Source organism: Streptomyces sp. JNUCC 64 (assembly GCF_054484115.1).
This window is the reverse complement of sequence record NZ_CM137015.1, coordinates 6,884,296-6,898,470: the sequence shown is the minus strand read 5'-3', so window position 1 is coordinate 6,898,470 and position 14,175 is coordinate 6,884,296. Positions and strand designations below refer to the sequence as shown.

Genomic DNA, 14,175 nt, shown 5'->3' with positions numbered 1-14,175 from the left:
CCGGGCTCAGGTCACGTCGTCGTAGCCGTTCACCCGGTGGGTGCGGCCCGCGTCGGACTGCCCGGGCAGGGACGGCCGGGCGCCCACCGTTTCGACGTCGCCGATGTCGGACGGGGTGAGGTCCAGGTCCGACGCCTCGTCGTCAGCCGGTCCGGCGGCTTCCCGCAGGGCCCGACGGCGGTCGTTGAGCAGGGAGATCCCCGAGGCCAGGAGGTAGAGCAGCCAGATCGGTCCGGCCAGCGCCATCATGGACAGCGGGTCCGTGCTGGGGGTGACGAAGGCGGCGAAGAGGGCGACCCCGAGGATCATCCCCCGCCACCAGCCGAGCATCCGCTTGCCGGTGATCATGCCCGTCATGTTCATCATCACGAGGAACAGGGGCAGGGTGAAGGACGCCCCGAAGACCAGCACCATCCGGGTGATCAGGTCCAGCAGTTCGTCGAGCGGCAGCTGGTTGTCCAGGTCGGCGGGCGAGAACTCCAGCAACACCGTCGCCATGGTGGGCAGCGTGAGGTACGCGAAGAAGCCGCCCCCGGTGAAGAGCGGCACACCGGCGGCGACGAACGCGAGGGTGTACTTGCGCTCGTTGCGGTGCAGCCCGGGCGCCACGAACGCCCACAGCTGGTAGAGCCAGATCGGCGAGGAGGCCACCACACCGGCCATCAGCGAGACCTTGAGCGCCAGGGTGAACGGGGTGATGAGACCGTTCAGCACGATCCGCGCGCAGGTGCCGTCCTTCTCCTTGGCCAGCTCCGAGAAGCTCGCCTCACAGCCCACGGCCTCCAGGACGGGGTCGGTGATGAACTCGACGATGTCCTTGTAGAAGAACGCGGCGACGATGGTGACCACCAGGACCGCCACCACGGCCTTGGCCAAGCGGTTGCGCAGCTCGCGCAGGTGCTCCACGAGGGGCATCCGCCCCTCGGGGTCCTTCTCCTTCTTGCGGGCAGACTTGAGCAACCCACGTCCTCATCTCGTGCGGCGGGCCGGGAGCGCGCCCCGGCCCTGTGTCAGCGCTGCGTCGTGTCCGTGGGCTCGTTCACCGGGCGGGAGCCGGTCACGTCGCCCGGGGCCGCCTTGATGGTGCGCTGGGCCGGAGGCTGCTCCTTGTGCAGGGGCTCGGTCGGCGCGGGCTCCTGCCCCTCCGACTTCATCGCCTTGGCCTCGCTCTTGAGGATGCGGGCGGACTTGCCGAGGGAACGCGCCATGTCGGGGAGCTTCTTCGCGCCGAACAGCAGCAGGATGATGACGAGGATCAGAGTGATCTCAAGCGGGCCGATCCGTCCACCGAACATCTACGTTTACCTTCTCACCGAGGCGGCTTGGGGCGGGTTGCTGGCCGGTCGGCCGGACCGGTGTCCGACGCGCCGCGCCAGCTGCGATCGTAACGCTCAGGGGTGAACCAGAGGCAATCCCCGCACGTACTCCCTGTTCCGGCCCGTGCCTCACTCACCGGGCCGTGTGGGCAGCCTACCTGCCCGCCCTCGGGCTCGGACAGATCGGAAGCCCGCGCTTGACGGGACCGAGACCTGCGTGCGCACGGACCGTCCGACACCCTGGGTGAGCGGACGGACACCCCGTCCGGCCGCCCCCGCCGACCGGGGGGGAGGACGTCACCGCAGGACGTCGTGTCCGGTCCGCGCGGCCGTCCCGGAGACCCGTTCCAGGTCCTCGGCGGCGGTGCCGATCCGGCGGGCGGACTCCGCGACCTGGCGACCCAGCCGCTCGGCCGCCACGGCGACCCGGACGGCGAACACCCCGAGGACCAGCAGACCCAGGAAACCGACGGCGATCGCGAACATGGCCCAGAACATGCGCCGAGCCTAGACGGTGGGGTGCAGCCGCAGGGTGCGCACCCCACCGCCGGTGAGCAGCTCGACGATGCGCTCGCCCGCGGGCTTGCGGACGGCCGCTTCGCACTCGGGGCAGGTGAAGGAGTAGAAGGTGGTGTGCGGGGAGCCGCCGATGGCGAGCCGCAGGGCGGCGGCGGGCAGCTCGAACCGGGCCCGGCAGTCGGGGCACCCCGCCCGGAAGACGACGGGGGTGACCATCGCCAGCTCGGGCACGTTCGCTATGCCGGATGGTTCGGACGCGGAACCACCCGGTCCGGCGGCGGGTCCCTGGGGGGTGTTCACCGTCCGCGCTCCCGACCGTCGGCGGAGACGTCGGCGGCGGGAAGGCCGTCGGTCCCCTCGTCGTAGGCGGCGAGGGCTTCCCGGGCGGCGCGCCGGGCGCTGTCCGCCAGCTCCCCCGGCGCCACGATCCGCCCGTCCCGGCCCAGCCGCAGCGCGAGCCGTCGCAGCGAGGCCGGGTCGGAGGCGCGCAGGGTGATCCGCAGCCCCCCGTCGCCCAGCTCCTCGGCGCTGTCGTGCGGGTAGTACTCGGCGACCCAACGACCGCCGGGTCCCACCTCCACGACCACCTCGGGGTCCTCGGCGGCGGGCTGGACCAGCGCCTCGGACAGGTCGCGCGGTTCGATCTCGGGCGGCGCCGAGGGCTCGTCCAGAACCTTGATCTCGGCGACCCGGTCCAGCCGGAAGGTGCGCCGGGCCTCGGAGCGGCGGCACCACGCCTCGACGTAGGTGTGTCCGACGCTGACCAGCCGGATGGGGTCGATCTCCCGCTCGGTGACCTCGTCCCGGGCGGGCGAGTAGTACCTGATCCAGAGCCTGCGGCGATCGGAGATCGCCCGGTCCACATCGGCGAAGACCCCGCCCTCGGACTCGAAGGTGACCGACAGCCGGGCGCTGGGGGCCGCCGCCTCCCCCGCCGCGGCCTCCACCTTGGCGGTGGCCCGCAGCAGTGCCTGACGGTCGCCCTCGCGCAGCCCCGGCAGGGTGGCCACCGCGCGGGCGGCGACCAGCAGCGCGGTGGCCTCGTCGGCGGAGATCCGCAGCGGGGCCGCCGCCTCGGCGCTGAGCGCCTGGGGGTTGCGCCACCAGATGCGGTCGCCGTCGGTGTCGATGTCGAGGAGGTCGCCGCCCCGGAAGCTCGTGCCGCACAGCGGCAGCACGTCGAGGTCCGAGATCAGCTCGTCCTCGCTGATCCCGAAGGCGCGTGCCACGTCCTCCACCCGGGCGCCGGGGCGCTCGCGCAGATAGGTGACCAGGGACAGCATCCGACGGGTCTGGTCGATGGCGTTGGCCGGGCGCGCGGGCCTGGCGGGCTTTCCTGCCACGGTGGTACGTCTCCCCCTCTAACCCTTGGCCACGGCGCGCAGCCGGTCCACCACGTCCGCCCGCAGTTCGGCGGGGTCCAGCACCACCACGTCGGGGCCGAACTCGACCAGCCAGGCGTCCAGTCCGTGCCCGTACGGGATCTCCAGCTCGTCCCAGCCGTCGCCGAGGTCCCGGACCTTCTCGGCCTTGGCGCGCAGCGGGTACCCGGCTCCGGCGCGGAGCCTGATCCGGGCGGTGCGGTCGGCGCCCTCCCCCGCCCAGCGGGCGACGGTCTCCCGGACGGTGACGACGTCGGGCACGGCGGCGCGGTAGGCGCCCGAGCGGCTGCGGACCCGCCCGGTGATCCGGGAGAGCCGGAACACCCGCTCCGCCTCCCGGTCGCGGTCCCAGCCCGCGAGGTACCAGTGGCCGCGCCAGCACTCCAGGGCCCAGGGCTCGACCTGGCGCGGCTCGGGGCGGGCGGCGTTCGCCTTGCGGTACTCGAACTGGACGGGCCGGCGGTCGCGGCAGGCGAGCATCAGCGGTTCGAAGGCGGCCTCGTGCACGGGGATGCGGGGCTCCAGGGCGCCGTGGGCGCCGTGCGGGTCGACCTCGTCGGGCAGCCCGGCGGCGCGCAGCTTCTGGAGGGCGCCGTTGGCGGCCCCGGCGAGCCGGGCCTGCTGCCAGACCTTCGCGGCGAGCCCGAGGGCGGCGGCCTCCTCGGCGTCCAGCGAGATGGGCGGGAGGCGGTTGCTGTCGCGGCGCGCCAGGTAGCCGACCTCGCCGTCGAGGCTCTCCACCGTCTCGATGACGAGTCCGAGCTCCCGCAGATCGTCCTTGTCGCGCTCGAACATCCGGTTGAACGAGTCGTCGCCGCCGAGGGAGCCCTCGCCCGGTCCGAACGCCTCGATGTACGCCTCGATGGAGCCGCGCAGCTCCCGCTTGCTGAGGGGGCGCCGCGTCCCGAGCAGACACAGCGCCAGATTCATCAACCGCTCGGCCTTGGAGATGGCCATCGACGCCTTACGTCCTCTCGTTCGCCCCACCCGCCCGACGACCGTACCGTCCCGGGGCGTCGCGGGAAAAGCCGAGGGCCCGCGCCCCTGGGGGACGCGGGCCCTCACCCGATCGGAAGTGACCGGTTCCGGTGGGGTCAGACCGACACCAGGTCACACACGAAGATCAGCGTCTCGCCCGGGGCGATGCGGCCGCCCGCGCCGCGGTCCCCGTACGCGAGGTGCGCCGGGATCGTCAGCTTACGACGCCCGCCGACCTTCATGCCCTGGACGCCCTGGTCCCAGCCGGGGATGACCTGGCCGACGCCCAGCTTGAACTGGAGCGGGGTGCCACGGTTCCAGCTGGCGTCGAACTCCTCGCCGGTGGAGAAGGCCACGCCGACGTAGTGCACGGAGACGAGGTCGCCCGCCTTGGCCACCTCACCGTCGCCCTCCCAGATGTCGTCGATCTTCAGCTCCGTGGGGGGCTGGCCCTCGGGGAAGTCGATCTCGGGCTTCTCGATGCTCACGTCATGCTCCTGCTCGATTGGATGGGCAACCCGCCCAGTGTTACATCTTCGCCAGGATGTCCACGGAGAAGACCAGGGTGGAGTCCTTCTTGATCGGACTGTCCTTGGGCGGCTGGTCAGCGTAGCCGAGGGCGGGCGGGATGACGATGACGACCCGGGAGCCGACCTTCTTGCCCGTCAGGCCCTGCGCCCAGCCCTTCACCACCTGGTTGAGCCCGAACTGGGCGAGCTGGTCGCGCTGGTACGAGGAGTCGAACTCCTTGCCGTCGGCCCAGAGGACGCCCTTGTACTGGACGAGCAGCGTGTCGGTCTCCTTGACGACCTCGCCGTCGCCCTCCAGGACGTACTCGGACACCAGTTCCTTGGGCGCCGCCGTCTTCGGGACGTCGATGGAGGGGGCCTTGCCGTCGGTGTTGGTGCCGACCTTCGGCACGGCCTTGTCGTCCTGGGCGACGGCCTTGCCCTTGGCGGAGCTCTTGCCGTTGTAGGAGGCCACCACGTCGACCACGAACACCAGCGTGTCGGTGCCCTTGATGCCCGCCTGCTCGTTGCCCTGCTCGCCGTAGCCGAGGCCCGGCGGGATGGCCAGCTCGACCCGGGTCCCGGCCTTCTTGCCCACCAGGGCCATGTCCCAGCCGGGGATGACCTGGCCGACGCCGATCTGGAAGATCGCCGGGGCGCCGCGGTCGAAGGAGTTGTCGAAGACCTTGGCCGTGTTCCAGATCTGCCCCAGGTAGTTCGCCTGGAGGTAGTCGCCCTTGGCGACGGCGGCTCCGGAGCCCGCCACCACGGTCTTGACCGCGAGCTCGGGGGAGGGCTCGCCGGACCCCTTGGCGACGGTCGGCTTCTCGCCGAACGCCTTGCCCGCGGTGATGTCCGGCACCGGGCCGGAGACGATCTTCGCCGAGTTCTGCGGGCCCGGGGTGCCCGAGGGGGAGGAACTCTGGCTGGCACTGCTCTTGTCGGACTTGTCGTCACCGCAGCCGGCGAGCGTCAGCAGTCCGGCGGGTACGGCGAGGAGAAGTGAGCGTCGGCGCACGGTGGGGGCCTCGTATCGGTCGTTCTTGCGGTTGGCGTGCGCGCCACCTTACTGAGGTCCCGCCCCGCCCCGGCGCTCCGGCCCGCGGCCGGCGCACCGGTCCCGCGGCGAACGCGCGGGGACGGCGGGCGGCCACGGCTGAGGGGGCGCCGCACGGCCAACGTACGGCGCCCCCCGGGCGTTCCGGCCACCGGCCGCCGACGGCCGGTCAACCGGTCGGTCACATACCGGCGATGAGCTTCTCCACCCGCTCGTCCACCGACCGGAAGGGGTCCTTGCACAGCACGGTGCGCTGTGCCTGGTCGTTGAGCTTGAGGTGCACCCAGTCGACGGTGAAGTCCCGCCGCTGCTCCTGCGCCCGGCGGATGAAGTCGCCGCGCAGCCGGGCCCTGGTGGTCTGCGGGGGGACCGACTTGCCCTCGAAGATCTTGAGGTCGTCGCAGATCCGGGCGGTCTGTCCCTTCCGTTCCAGCAGGTAGTAGAGGCCCCGGCGGCGGTGGATGTCGTGGTACGCGAGGTCTATCTGCGCGACCCGCGGGTTCGACATGTTCATGTTGTGCTTGGCCCGGTACCGCTCGATCAGCTGGTACTTGATGACCCAGTCGATCTCGGTGGAGATCCGGTCGAGGTCCTCGGCCTCGATGGCGTCGAGGGTCCGGCCCCACAGCTCCAGCACCTGTTCGGTGGTGCCGGTGCGGATGCCGCGGCGCTCGCAGAAGTCCACGGCCTTCTCGTAGTACTCGCGCTGGACCTCCAGGGCGGACGCCTCGCGGCCGCTCGCCAGCCGGACCTTGCGGCGGCCGGTGATGTCGTGGCTGACCTCGCGGATCGCCCGGATGGGGTTCTCCAGGGTCAGGTCCCGCATCACGGTGCCCGCCTCGATCATGCGCAGCACCAGGTCGGTGGCGCCGACCTTGAGCAGCATGGTCGTCTCGGACATGTTCGAGTCGCCGACGATGACGTGGAGCCTGCGGTACCGCTCGGCGTCGGCGTGCGGCTCGTCCCGGGTGTTGATGATGGGGCGGGAGCGCGTCGTCGCGGAACTGACGCCCTCCCAGATGTGCTCCGCCCGCTGACTGACGCAGTACACCGCGCCGCGCGGGGTCTGGAGGACCTTGCCCGCGCCGCACAGCAGCTGACGGGTGACCAGGAACGGGATGAGGATGTCCGCGAGCCGGGAGAACTCCCCGTGCCGGGCCACCAGGTAGTTCTCGTGGCAGCCGTAGGAGTTCCCCGCCGAGTCCGTGTTGTTCTTGAAGAGGTAGACGTCGCCCGCGATTCCCTCCTCGTGCAGGCGGCGCTCGGCGTCGACGAGCAGCCCTTCGAGAATGCGCTCACCGGCTTTGTCGTGGGTGACCAGCTCGGTCAGGTTGTCACATTCGGGGGTCGCGTATTCCGGATGCGATCCGACATCGAGGTACAGACGGGCGCCGTTGCGCAGGAAGACATTGCTGCTCCGGCCCCATGACACGACACGGCGGAAGAGGTACCGAGCCACCTCGTCGGGAGACAGCCGACGCTGTCCCCTGAACGTACACGTGACGCCGTACTCGTTCTCCAGCCCGAAAATGCGGCGGTCCATGACTGAACATTACGCCTGACGCCCACCACTGAAACCGGGTTCGACCGTACCGTTCCGATCATTTTCCGATGACCCGGTCGCCCCGGAGGCCGCCGTCCCGTCGTCGGCCCCCTCAGCCCCCTCCGTCCCGTCCGCCGCGAAGGCGGCGGACGCGGTCGTCAGCGCGGCCCGCGCGGCGGCCAGCACGGCCAGGGCCGCGAAGCCCGCCACGGCCGGGACGGCGAAGGCGGACCGCACCCCGCCCCACTCCACCACCGGCCCGGTGACGGCGGTCCCGGCGGCGGCGCCGACGCTGAAGGTGGTCACCAGCCAGGAGAACGCCTCGGTCACCGTCCCGCGCGGCGCGTGGCGGTCCACGACCACGAAGGCGCAGGCGAGCGCGGGCGCCAGGAACACCCCGGCGAGCGCGGCGAGCGCCACCATCCCGACCGGACCGGGGACGAGCACCAGCGGGAGGTAGCAGACCGCGAGCAGGGCCACCAGCACCCGCAGCCGGGACTCCGGCGCGCCGGGCCAGGGCCTGGCCCCGTACACCGAGCCGCCGATCAGGGCGCCGAGCCCGAGGGCCGCCATCAGCCAGCCGTACACCGCGTCCCCGCCCCGGCCCTCCGCGTACGCCGCCCCGGCCACCGTGATGGACCCGAGCGCGGCGCCCACGCACAGGAACGCGCCGAGCAGGGTCAGCAGTCCGGGCGAGCGCAGCGCGCCCAGCCAGTGGGCCTCGCGCGGTGCCGAACGCCAGGCCCGCGAGGGCTTGGAGACCACCACGGACAGCGCGCCGAGCACCCCCAGACCGTTGATGACCAGCAGGGCCACGGCGGGCGACCACAGCGCCACGCACAGGGTGACCAGCAGCGGTCCGACGGTGAACATGACCTCCTGGGCCACCGCGTCCATCGCGTACGCCCGGTGCACCTGGCCCTCACGGGTCAGCACCGAGGGCCACAGGGCCCGCAGACCGCCCTCCAGGGGCGGGGTGAAGAGCCCGGCGACGGCCGCCGCCGCGTACGCCGTCGCCAGCGAGTCCGTCCCGTTGAGGGCGAGGGCGGCCGCGCCGAGCGCCGACAGCAGCGCGGCGGGCAGCTGGACGCCCGGCTGGCCGCGCAGGTCGACCAGCCGTCCGAGCAGGGGCTGGCCGATCGCGTGGGCCAGCCCGTAGACGGCGGCGAGCGCCCCCGCGAGGCCGTAGCTCCCGCCCTCCGAACGGACCAGCAGCACGATGGCCAGCGGGGCGGTGGCGTTGGGCAGCCGCCCCACGAGCGTTCCGGCCAGCAGCCGCGCCGCGTAGCGCGTCCGGAGGATCTCCGCGTACCCCGAGGCCATGCCCGGCCCTCCCCTTCTTTGACGTGTTACGTATAACTTGGCTGGTCATACGTACCATGTGGACCGTCCGGCGGTCCACCCGGCCTCCCTGGCCCGGCACCGCGAACAGACCCTCCGGCGGACGCCGGGGACCGGTGGGAGCGCAGTGGTGAGAACGCAGGGCCCCAGCCCCGGCGGCCGGGGACCGTCGTCGCGGACGCGGGAGACCCCCACGGGAGAGACGGGGACGAGGCGGACCCGGACCCGGGAGACGCCGGGGACGGTGGCCCAGGAGACGGGAGCGGCGGGAGCGGCGGGAGCGGCGGGAGCGGCGGGAGCGGCGGGAGCGGCGGGAGCGGCGGGAGCGGCGGGAGCAGCGGGAGCAGCGGGAGCAGCGGGAGCAGCGGGAGCAGCGGGAGCAGCGGGCCGGGAGACCGGGGCGGCGGGGCGCGGTTCCCGGCCCACCAGCCGGGACGTGGCCGCCGCGGCCGGGGTCTCCCAGGCGGCCGTCTCGCTGGTCCTCGGGGAGAAGTGGCGGGGGCGGGTGGCGGAGGCGACCGCCGAGCGGGTCCGGGCCGCCGCGCGGGACCTCGGCTACCGGCCCAACCTCGCCGCCCGCACCCTACGGCTGGGCCGCACCCGCACGGCCCTGCTCGTCGTCCCCGTCCTCACCAACGACTTCTTCTCGGGGGTCCACGCCGGAGCCGCCCGGGTCGCCGCCGAACACGGCTTCGGGGTGGTCCTGTACCCGTTCTCCGCCGTCACCGGGACGGCGCCCGACCCGTTCGCGTCGGCGAGCGCCGCCCTGGACGGCGTGATCGCCTCCTCGATGGCCGCGGAGGCGGTCGAGGCGCTGCGGGGCGACGCGCTCCCCCTGGTGATGCTGGACTCCGACCCGGCCGAGGCGCCGCCCGGCACGGCCGTCGTCAATCTGGACGTGGCCGACGGCGTCCGGCGGGTGGCCCGGCATCTGCTCGCCCTCGGTCACCGCCGGGTGCTGCACCTGGCGGCCGACGTCGACTCGTGGACCTTCCGGGTCCGGGCCCGGGCGCTGGCCGAGGCCCTGGGCGAGGCGCGGGCGCCCGGGGGGCCGGTCACCGCGCCGCTGCGGGTGGACGCGGGACGGGAGGCGGTCGGCGAGGTGCTGGCCCTGCCGCCGGGGCGGCGGCCGACCGCCGTGGTCTGCGACGGCGATCTGCTCGCGGCGGGCGTCCTCAAGGCGGCCCGCCGCCTCGGGCTGCGGGTGCCCGAGGACCTCTCCGTGACCGGTTTCGACGATCTGGCGCTGGCCGGGGCCGTCGACCCCGAGCTCACCACCGTCCGGCTGCCCGCCGAGGAGGTCGGCGCGCACGGGATGCGGGCGCTGCTGGAGCTGCTGGAACCCCGGGGGGACGGGGGACCGTCGCCGGTGACGCTGCCCGTGGAGCTGGTCGTCCGCGACTCGACCGGGGCGGCGCCCCCCGGACCCTGACGGCGCTCCGGACGCCCCGGGGCCGCCGGGGCACGGCGGAGCCCCGGACCGGCGGCGGGGCCGGCCCGGGGCAGGTGCGCGGACGTCAGGACCCGGTGGCGTCCCCGGAGTCCGGGGCGGCGTCGGAAGCGTCCGGGGCGTCGCCCTCCGGCTCCCCGGCGGCGGTCTCCGCGGCCTCGGCGGGCGGCTGGAGGCCCTCCTCCAGCAGCCGGGAGAGCTGACGCCCGGTGATCCGCTTGAACTTGCGCTGCTGGGGACGGGTGCGGTCCAGGACCGCGACCTCCAGGCGCTCGGCGGGGATCTCCCGCTCGGTGCCGTTGGTGTCCCGCGACAGCGCCTGCACGGCCAGTCTGAGCGCCGCCGCCAGGGACATGCCGTCCTCGTGACGCTGGTCCAGATAGCCGCTGATCTGCTCGGCGTTCCCGCCGACCGCGACCGAACCGTGTTCGTCGACGATCGACCCGTCGTGCGGCAGCCGGTAGATCTGGTCGCCCTCCGGGGACTCCCCGACCTCCGCGACGACCAGCTCCACCTCGTACGGCTTCTCCGCCGAGCTGGAGAAGATGGTGCCCAGCGTCTGGGCGTACACGTTCGCCAGCCCGCGGGCGGTCACGTCGTCGCGGTCGTAGGTGTAGCCGCGCAGATCGGCGTAGCGCACCCCGCCGATCCGGAGGTTCTCGTACTCGTTGTACTTGCCCGCCGCGGCGAAGCCGATGCGGTCGTAGATCTCGCTGAACTTGTGCAGCGCGCGGGACGGGTTCTCACCGACGAACACGATGCCGTCGGTGTACTGGAGAACGACCAGGCTGCGCCCCCGGGCGATGCCCTTGCGCGCGTACTCCGCCCGGTCGGCCATGGCCTGCTGGGGTGAGACGTAGAACGGCGTAGACACCGGCTGTCCGTCCCTTCCTGTGAGTGGCGATTACGGTTTCGGCCGACGGGTCAGAGCAGGGCGGCGCGGGGGCCGTCGGGCTGCTCCAGACGCCGCTCCAGGATCGCGCGGGCGATCTCGGAGGACTCCGTGTCCGTGAGCCTGCGGAACCCGCTCTCGGTGATCACGGTCACGATCGGGTAGATCCGCCGGGCCACGTCGGGTCCGCCGGTCGCCGAATCGTCGTCGGCCGCGTCGTACAGCGCCTGCACCACGAGCGTGGTGGCCTGCTCCTCGGTGAGGTCGTCGCGGTAGAGCTTCTTCATCGAGCCGCGCGCGAAGACCGACCCCGAGCCGGTGGCCGCGTAACCGTGCTCCTCGCTGCGACCGCCCGTGACGTCGTAGGAGAAGACGCGGCCGCGCTCGCGGTCCACGTCGTACCCGGCGAAGAGCGGCACCACGGCGAGGCCCTGCATGGCCATCCCGAGGTTGGAACGGATCATGGTGGAGAGCCGGTTGGCCTTGCCCTCCAGGGAGAGCTGGACGCCCTCCACCTTCTCGAAGTGCTCCAGCTCCAGCTGGAAGAGCTTCACCATCTCCACCGCGAGACCGGCCGTGCCGGCGATGCCCACGGCGGAGTACTCGTCCGCCGGGAACACCTTCTCGATGTCCCGCTGGGCGATCATGTTGCCCATGGTGGCCCGCCGGTCACCGGCGAGGACCACGCCGCCCGGGAAGGTCACGGCGACGATCGTGGTGCCGTGCGGCGCCTCGATCGTGCCCTGGACCGGGGGCAGCACCCGGTTGCCCGGCAGGATCTCCGGCTGGTGCGCGGAGAGGAAGTCCACGAAGGACGACGAGCCGGGGGTCAGGAAGGCAGCTGGTAGACGCCCGGTGCCACGGTTGTTGGCTTCCACGAGATTCCTCCCAGATAAGCGGCAGCCCTGCGGACGGTGTCGGGATCGGCGCCCAACTCGCCGATGGCCGGATTGCAGTTGAAGCACGGTACGCCAGGGACCCTACCCGGCTCACGTCCGTGATCCACATGCCGGGCGGAACGGAGCCCGCCCGGGACGGACGGCGGGGCCCGGGCCGCGCGCGACGGCCACCGGCCGGTGCCGTCGGGCCCGGCCGCGCCGGCCCCTCAGGGGCCGGAAGCGGGGGTGCGCGGCGGACGGAAGGGAGTCCGGCCGCGCACCGTCCGGGCGTGGGCGCCGGAGCCGCGCGCCCGGCCGGTCCCGGGGGACGGGACGGGCCGCGCGGTCCGGCGGGCCGCTACTGCCCGCCCTTCTGCACGAAGGAGCGCACGAAGTCCTCGGCGTTCTCCTCCAGGACGTCGTCGATCTCGTCCAGGACGGAGTCGACGTCGTCGCTCAGTTTCTCCTGGCGCTCCTTGAGGTCCTCGGAGACCTGCGCGTCCTGCGCCTGCTCCTCGGTCTCCTCGTTGGTGCGCGTGGCCTTCTGCTGTCCGCCGCCGGTGTCCTTGGTCGCCATCAACCCTCACCCCGCTCGGTTCGCCCGACTCAGTTCGATCGGTCAAGATCAGACCCTACAAGCTGGGTCCGACATCGGCCCCCGTGTTGGTACAACGCACGGGGACCACCTCCATGATTCCCGGGGACGGTGCCCTTCAGCCCCGCCCGGGGTCCGGATTCGGCCCGTCCGGCCCGGCTCCGGTGCCGGTCAGCCGCCGGACAGGACCTTGACGAGGTCCTCGGCCGTACGACAGCGGTCGAGGAGCGCCTTGACGTGGTTGCGCGTGCCGCGCAGCGGTTCCAGGGTCGGGACCCGCTGGAGGGAGTCCCGGCCCGGCAGGTCGAAGATCACCGAGTCCCAGGAGGCCGCCGCCACGTCGTCGGCGTACTGCTCCAGGCACCGGCCCCGGAAGTAGGCCCGGGTGTCCTCCGGCGGCTTGGAGCGGGCCCGGTCCACCTCGGCCTCGTCCAGCAGGCGTTTCATCCTGCCGCGCGCGACCAGCCGGTTGTAGAGGCCCTTCTCGGCGCGCACATCGGCGTACTGGAGGTCGACCAGGTGCAGCCGGGCGGCGTCCCAGTCGAGTCCGTCGCGGCGGCGGTAGCCCTCCATCAGCTCCCGCTTGGCGACCCAGTCCAGCTCCCCGGCGAGGCTCATCGGGTCGTTCTCCAGCCGGTTCAGGGTGTCCTCCCACCGGGCGAGGACGTCCTTGGTCTGCTCGTCCGCGTCGGCCCCGAACCGTTCCTCCACGTACTTGCGCGACAGCTCGTAGTACTCCATCTGGAGCTGCACCGCGGTGAGCGTCCGTCCGCTGCGGAGGGTGATCAGACGTCGCAGTCCGGGGTCGTGGGAGACCTGGTGGAGGGTGCGCACGGGCTGGTCCACCGCCAGGTCCACGGCGATGAAGCCGTCCTCGATCATGGACAGCACCAGCGCGGTGGTGCCCAGCTTGAGGTAGGTGGAGATCTCCGAGAGGTTGGCGTCCCCGATGATCACGTGGAGCCGCCGGTACTTCTCGGCGTCGGCGTGCGGTTCGTCCCGGGTGTTGATGATGGGCCGCTTGAGGGTGGTCTCCAGCCCCACCTCGACCTCGAAGTAGTCCGCCCGCTGGCTGATCTGGAAGCCGTGCTCGTGGCCGTCTTGGCCGATGCCGACCCGTCCGGCGCCGGTGACGACCTGCCGGGAGACGAAGAAGGGCGTCAGATGGCGCACGATGTCCGAGAACGGGGTCTCCCGCTTCATCAGGTAGTTCTCGTGCGTCCCGTAGGAGGCGCCCTTGTTGTCGGTGTTGTTCTTGTAGAGGTGGATGGGCTGGGCCCCGGGCAGCTGGGCGGCGCGCTCCGCGGCCTCCGCCATGATCCGCTCTCCCGCCTTGTCCCAGAGGACGGCGTCGCGGGGGTTGGTGATCTCCGGGGAGCTGTACTCGGGGTGGGCGTGGTCCACGTAGAGCCGCGCGCCGTTGGTCAGGATGACGTTGGCGAGACCGATGTCCTCGTCGGTGAGCTGGCTGGCGTCGGCGACCTCGCGCGCGAGGTCGAAGCCGCGGGCGTCGCGCAGCGGGTTCTCCTCCTCGAAGTCCCAGCGGGCCCGGCGGGCCCGGTGCATCGCCGCCGCGTAGGCGTTGACGATCTGGGACGAGGTGAGCATGGCATTGGCGTTGGGGTGGCCGGGGACGGAGATGCCGTACTCCGTCTCGATGCCCATTACTCGCCGTACGGTCATGCGGCCCTCCTTGCCCGGCGGCACCCCCGGGC

General features: G+C 72.6%; 15 protein-coding genes and 1 pseudogene. 1 reads left to right on the top strand and 15 read right to left on the bottom strand.

Features of this window, described 5'->3' with window-relative positions:
- Positions 1-6 precede the first annotated feature (6 nt).
- The 10 genes from tatC to ACVWNX_RS28475 all read right to left on the bottom strand — a co-directional run bounded on the left by tatC (position 7) and on the right by ACVWNX_RS28475 (position 8,627).
- The gene (tatC, locus tag ACVWNX_RS28520; protein ID WP_454411056.1) at positions 7-960 is read right to left on the bottom strand and encodes a twin-arginine translocase subunit TatC; all 954 of its coding nucleotides are present in this window, start codon (positions 958-960) and stop codon (positions 7-9) included.
- A gap of 50 nt (positions 961-1,010) precedes the next feature.
- On the bottom strand, positions 1,011-1,295 hold the full coding sequence (gene tatA / locus ACVWNX_RS28515; RefSeq protein WP_454411055.1) for a Sec-independent protein translocase subunit TatA: 285 nt from the start codon (positions 1,293-1,295) through the stop codon (positions 1,011-1,013).
- Between the two features lie 318 nt (positions 1,296-1,613).
- Positions 1,614-1,814: a hypothetical protein gene (locus tag ACVWNX_RS28510; protein WP_454411054.1), complete on the bottom strand. Its 201-nt coding sequence runs from the start codon at positions 1,812-1,814 to the stop codon at positions 1,614-1,616.
- 9 nt (positions 1,815-1,823) lie between these two features.
- Positions 1,824-2,051 (bottom strand): hypothetical protein, encoded by a 228-nt coding sequence (locus ACVWNX_RS28505; protein ID WP_454414978.1) that lies wholly within the window; start codon positions 2,049-2,051, stop codon positions 1,824-1,826.
- 80 nt (positions 2,052-2,131) lie between these two features.
- On the bottom strand, positions 2,132-3,118 hold the full coding sequence (locus ACVWNX_RS28500) for a helix-turn-helix transcriptional regulator (RefSeq protein WP_454414977.1): 987 nt from the start codon (positions 3,116-3,118) through the stop codon (positions 2,132-2,134).
- 78 nt (positions 3,119-3,196) lie between these two features.
- A complete protein-coding gene (locus ACVWNX_RS28495; RefSeq protein ID WP_454411053.1) occupies positions 3,197-4,174 on the bottom strand; it encodes a helix-turn-helix transcriptional regulator in 978 nt (325 codons plus the stop codon).
- A 137-nt stretch (positions 4,175-4,311) separates the two neighbouring features.
- Positions 4,312-4,683, bottom strand: coding sequence for an FKBP-type peptidyl-prolyl cis-trans isomerase (locus tag ACVWNX_RS28490; RefSeq protein WP_454411052.1), 372 nt, complete (start codon positions 4,681-4,683; stop codon positions 4,312-4,314).
- Positions 4,684-4,723: 40 nt separating this feature from the next.
- Positions 4,724-5,722 (bottom strand): FKBP-type peptidyl-prolyl cis-trans isomerase, encoded by a 999-nt coding sequence (locus tag ACVWNX_RS28485; protein ID WP_454411051.1) that lies wholly within the window; start codon positions 5,720-5,722, stop codon positions 4,724-4,726.
- A gap of 220 nt (positions 5,723-5,942) precedes the next feature.
- Entirely contained in the window at positions 5,943-7,304 is a 1,362-nt protein-coding gene (pafA, locus tag ACVWNX_RS28480) for a Pup--protein ligase (RefSeq protein WP_454411050.1), read from the bottom strand.
- A gap of 9 nt (positions 7,305-7,313) precedes the next feature.
- Positions 7,314-8,627: an MFS transporter gene (locus ACVWNX_RS28475; RefSeq protein ID WP_454411049.1), complete on the bottom strand. Its 1,314-nt coding sequence runs from the start codon at positions 8,625-8,627 to the stop codon at positions 7,314-7,316.
- Between the two features lie 454 nt (positions 8,628-9,081).
- Between ACVWNX_RS28475 and ACVWNX_RS28470 the strand changes: the two genes are divergently transcribed.
- Positions 9,082-10,077, top strand: coding sequence for a LacI family DNA-binding transcriptional regulator (locus tag ACVWNX_RS28470; RefSeq protein ID WP_454411048.1), 996 nt, complete (start codon positions 9,082-9,084; stop codon positions 10,075-10,077).
- 85 nt (positions 10,078-10,162) lie between these two features.
- Here ACVWNX_RS28470 and prcA read toward each other — a convergent pair whose 3' ends face one another.
- The 5 genes and pseudogenes from prcA to dop all read right to left on the bottom strand — a co-directional run bounded on the left by prcA (position 10,163) and on the right by dop (position 14,143).
- The gene (prcA, locus tag ACVWNX_RS28465; RefSeq protein ID WP_454411047.1) at positions 10,163-10,969 is read right to left on the bottom strand and encodes a proteasome subunit alpha; all 807 of its coding nucleotides are present in this window, start codon (positions 10,967-10,969) and stop codon (positions 10,163-10,165) included.
- Positions 10,970-11,019: 50 nt separating this feature from the next.
- On the bottom strand, positions 11,020-11,865 hold the full coding sequence (gene prcB / locus ACVWNX_RS28460; protein ID WP_454411046.1) for a proteasome subunit beta: 846 nt from the start codon (positions 11,863-11,865) through the stop codon (positions 11,020-11,022).
- Positions 11,817-12,002: pseudogene (locus ACVWNX_RS28455) on the bottom strand (endonuclease domain-containing protein); the annotation flags it as partial. The pseudogene ACVWNX_RS28455 and the gene prcB, both read right to left, overlap by 49 nt.
- Positions 12,003-12,223: 221 nt before the next feature.
- Positions 12,224-12,442: a ubiquitin-like protein Pup gene (locus tag ACVWNX_RS28450; protein ID WP_266513585.1), complete on the bottom strand. Its 219-nt coding sequence runs from the start codon at positions 12,440-12,442 to the stop codon at positions 12,224-12,226.
- A 189-nt stretch (positions 12,443-12,631) separates the two neighbouring features.
- A complete protein-coding gene (dop, locus tag ACVWNX_RS28445; protein WP_454411045.1) occupies positions 12,632-14,143 on the bottom strand; it encodes a depupylase/deamidase Dop in 1,512 nt (503 codons plus the stop codon).
- Between the last annotated feature and the right edge of the window lie 32 nt (positions 14,144-14,175).

Bases quoted from the DNA above. Each gene is read 5' to 3' on its own strand.
- dop (WP_454411045.1), bottom strand. From the start codon at position 14,143: ATGACCGTACGGCGAGTAATGGGCATCGAGACGGAGTACGGCATCTCC.
- ACVWNX_RS28505 (WP_454414978.1), bottom strand. From the start codon at position 2,051: ATGGTCACCCCCGTCGTCTTCCGGGCGGGGTGCCCCGACTGCCGGGCC.
- ACVWNX_RS28495 (WP_454411053.1), bottom strand. From the start codon at position 4,174: ATGGCCATCTCCAAGGCCGAGCGGTTGATGAATCTGGCGCTGTGTCTG.
- tatA (WP_454411055.1), bottom strand. From the start codon at position 1,295: ATGTTCGGTGGACGGATCGGCCCGCTTGAGATCACTCTGATCCTCGTC.
- ACVWNX_RS28475 (WP_454411049.1), bottom strand. From the start codon at position 8,627: ATGGCCTCGGGGTACGCGGAGATCCTCCGGACGCGCTACGCGGCGCGG.
- pafA (WP_454411050.1), bottom strand. From the start codon at position 7,304: ATGGACCGCCGCATTTTCGGGCTGGAGAACGAGTACGGCGTCACGTGT.
- ACVWNX_RS28510 (WP_454411054.1), bottom strand. From the start codon at position 1,814: ATGTTCTGGGCCATGTTCGCGATCGCCGTCGGTTTCCTGGGTCTGCTG.
- ACVWNX_RS28450 (WP_266513585.1), bottom strand. From the start codon at position 12,442: ATGGCGACCAAGGACACCGGCGGCGGACAGCAGAAGGCCACGCGCACC.
- ACVWNX_RS28500 (WP_454414977.1), bottom strand. From the start codon at position 3,118: ATGCTGTCCCTGGTCACCTATCTGCGCGAGCGCCCCGGCGCCCGGGTG.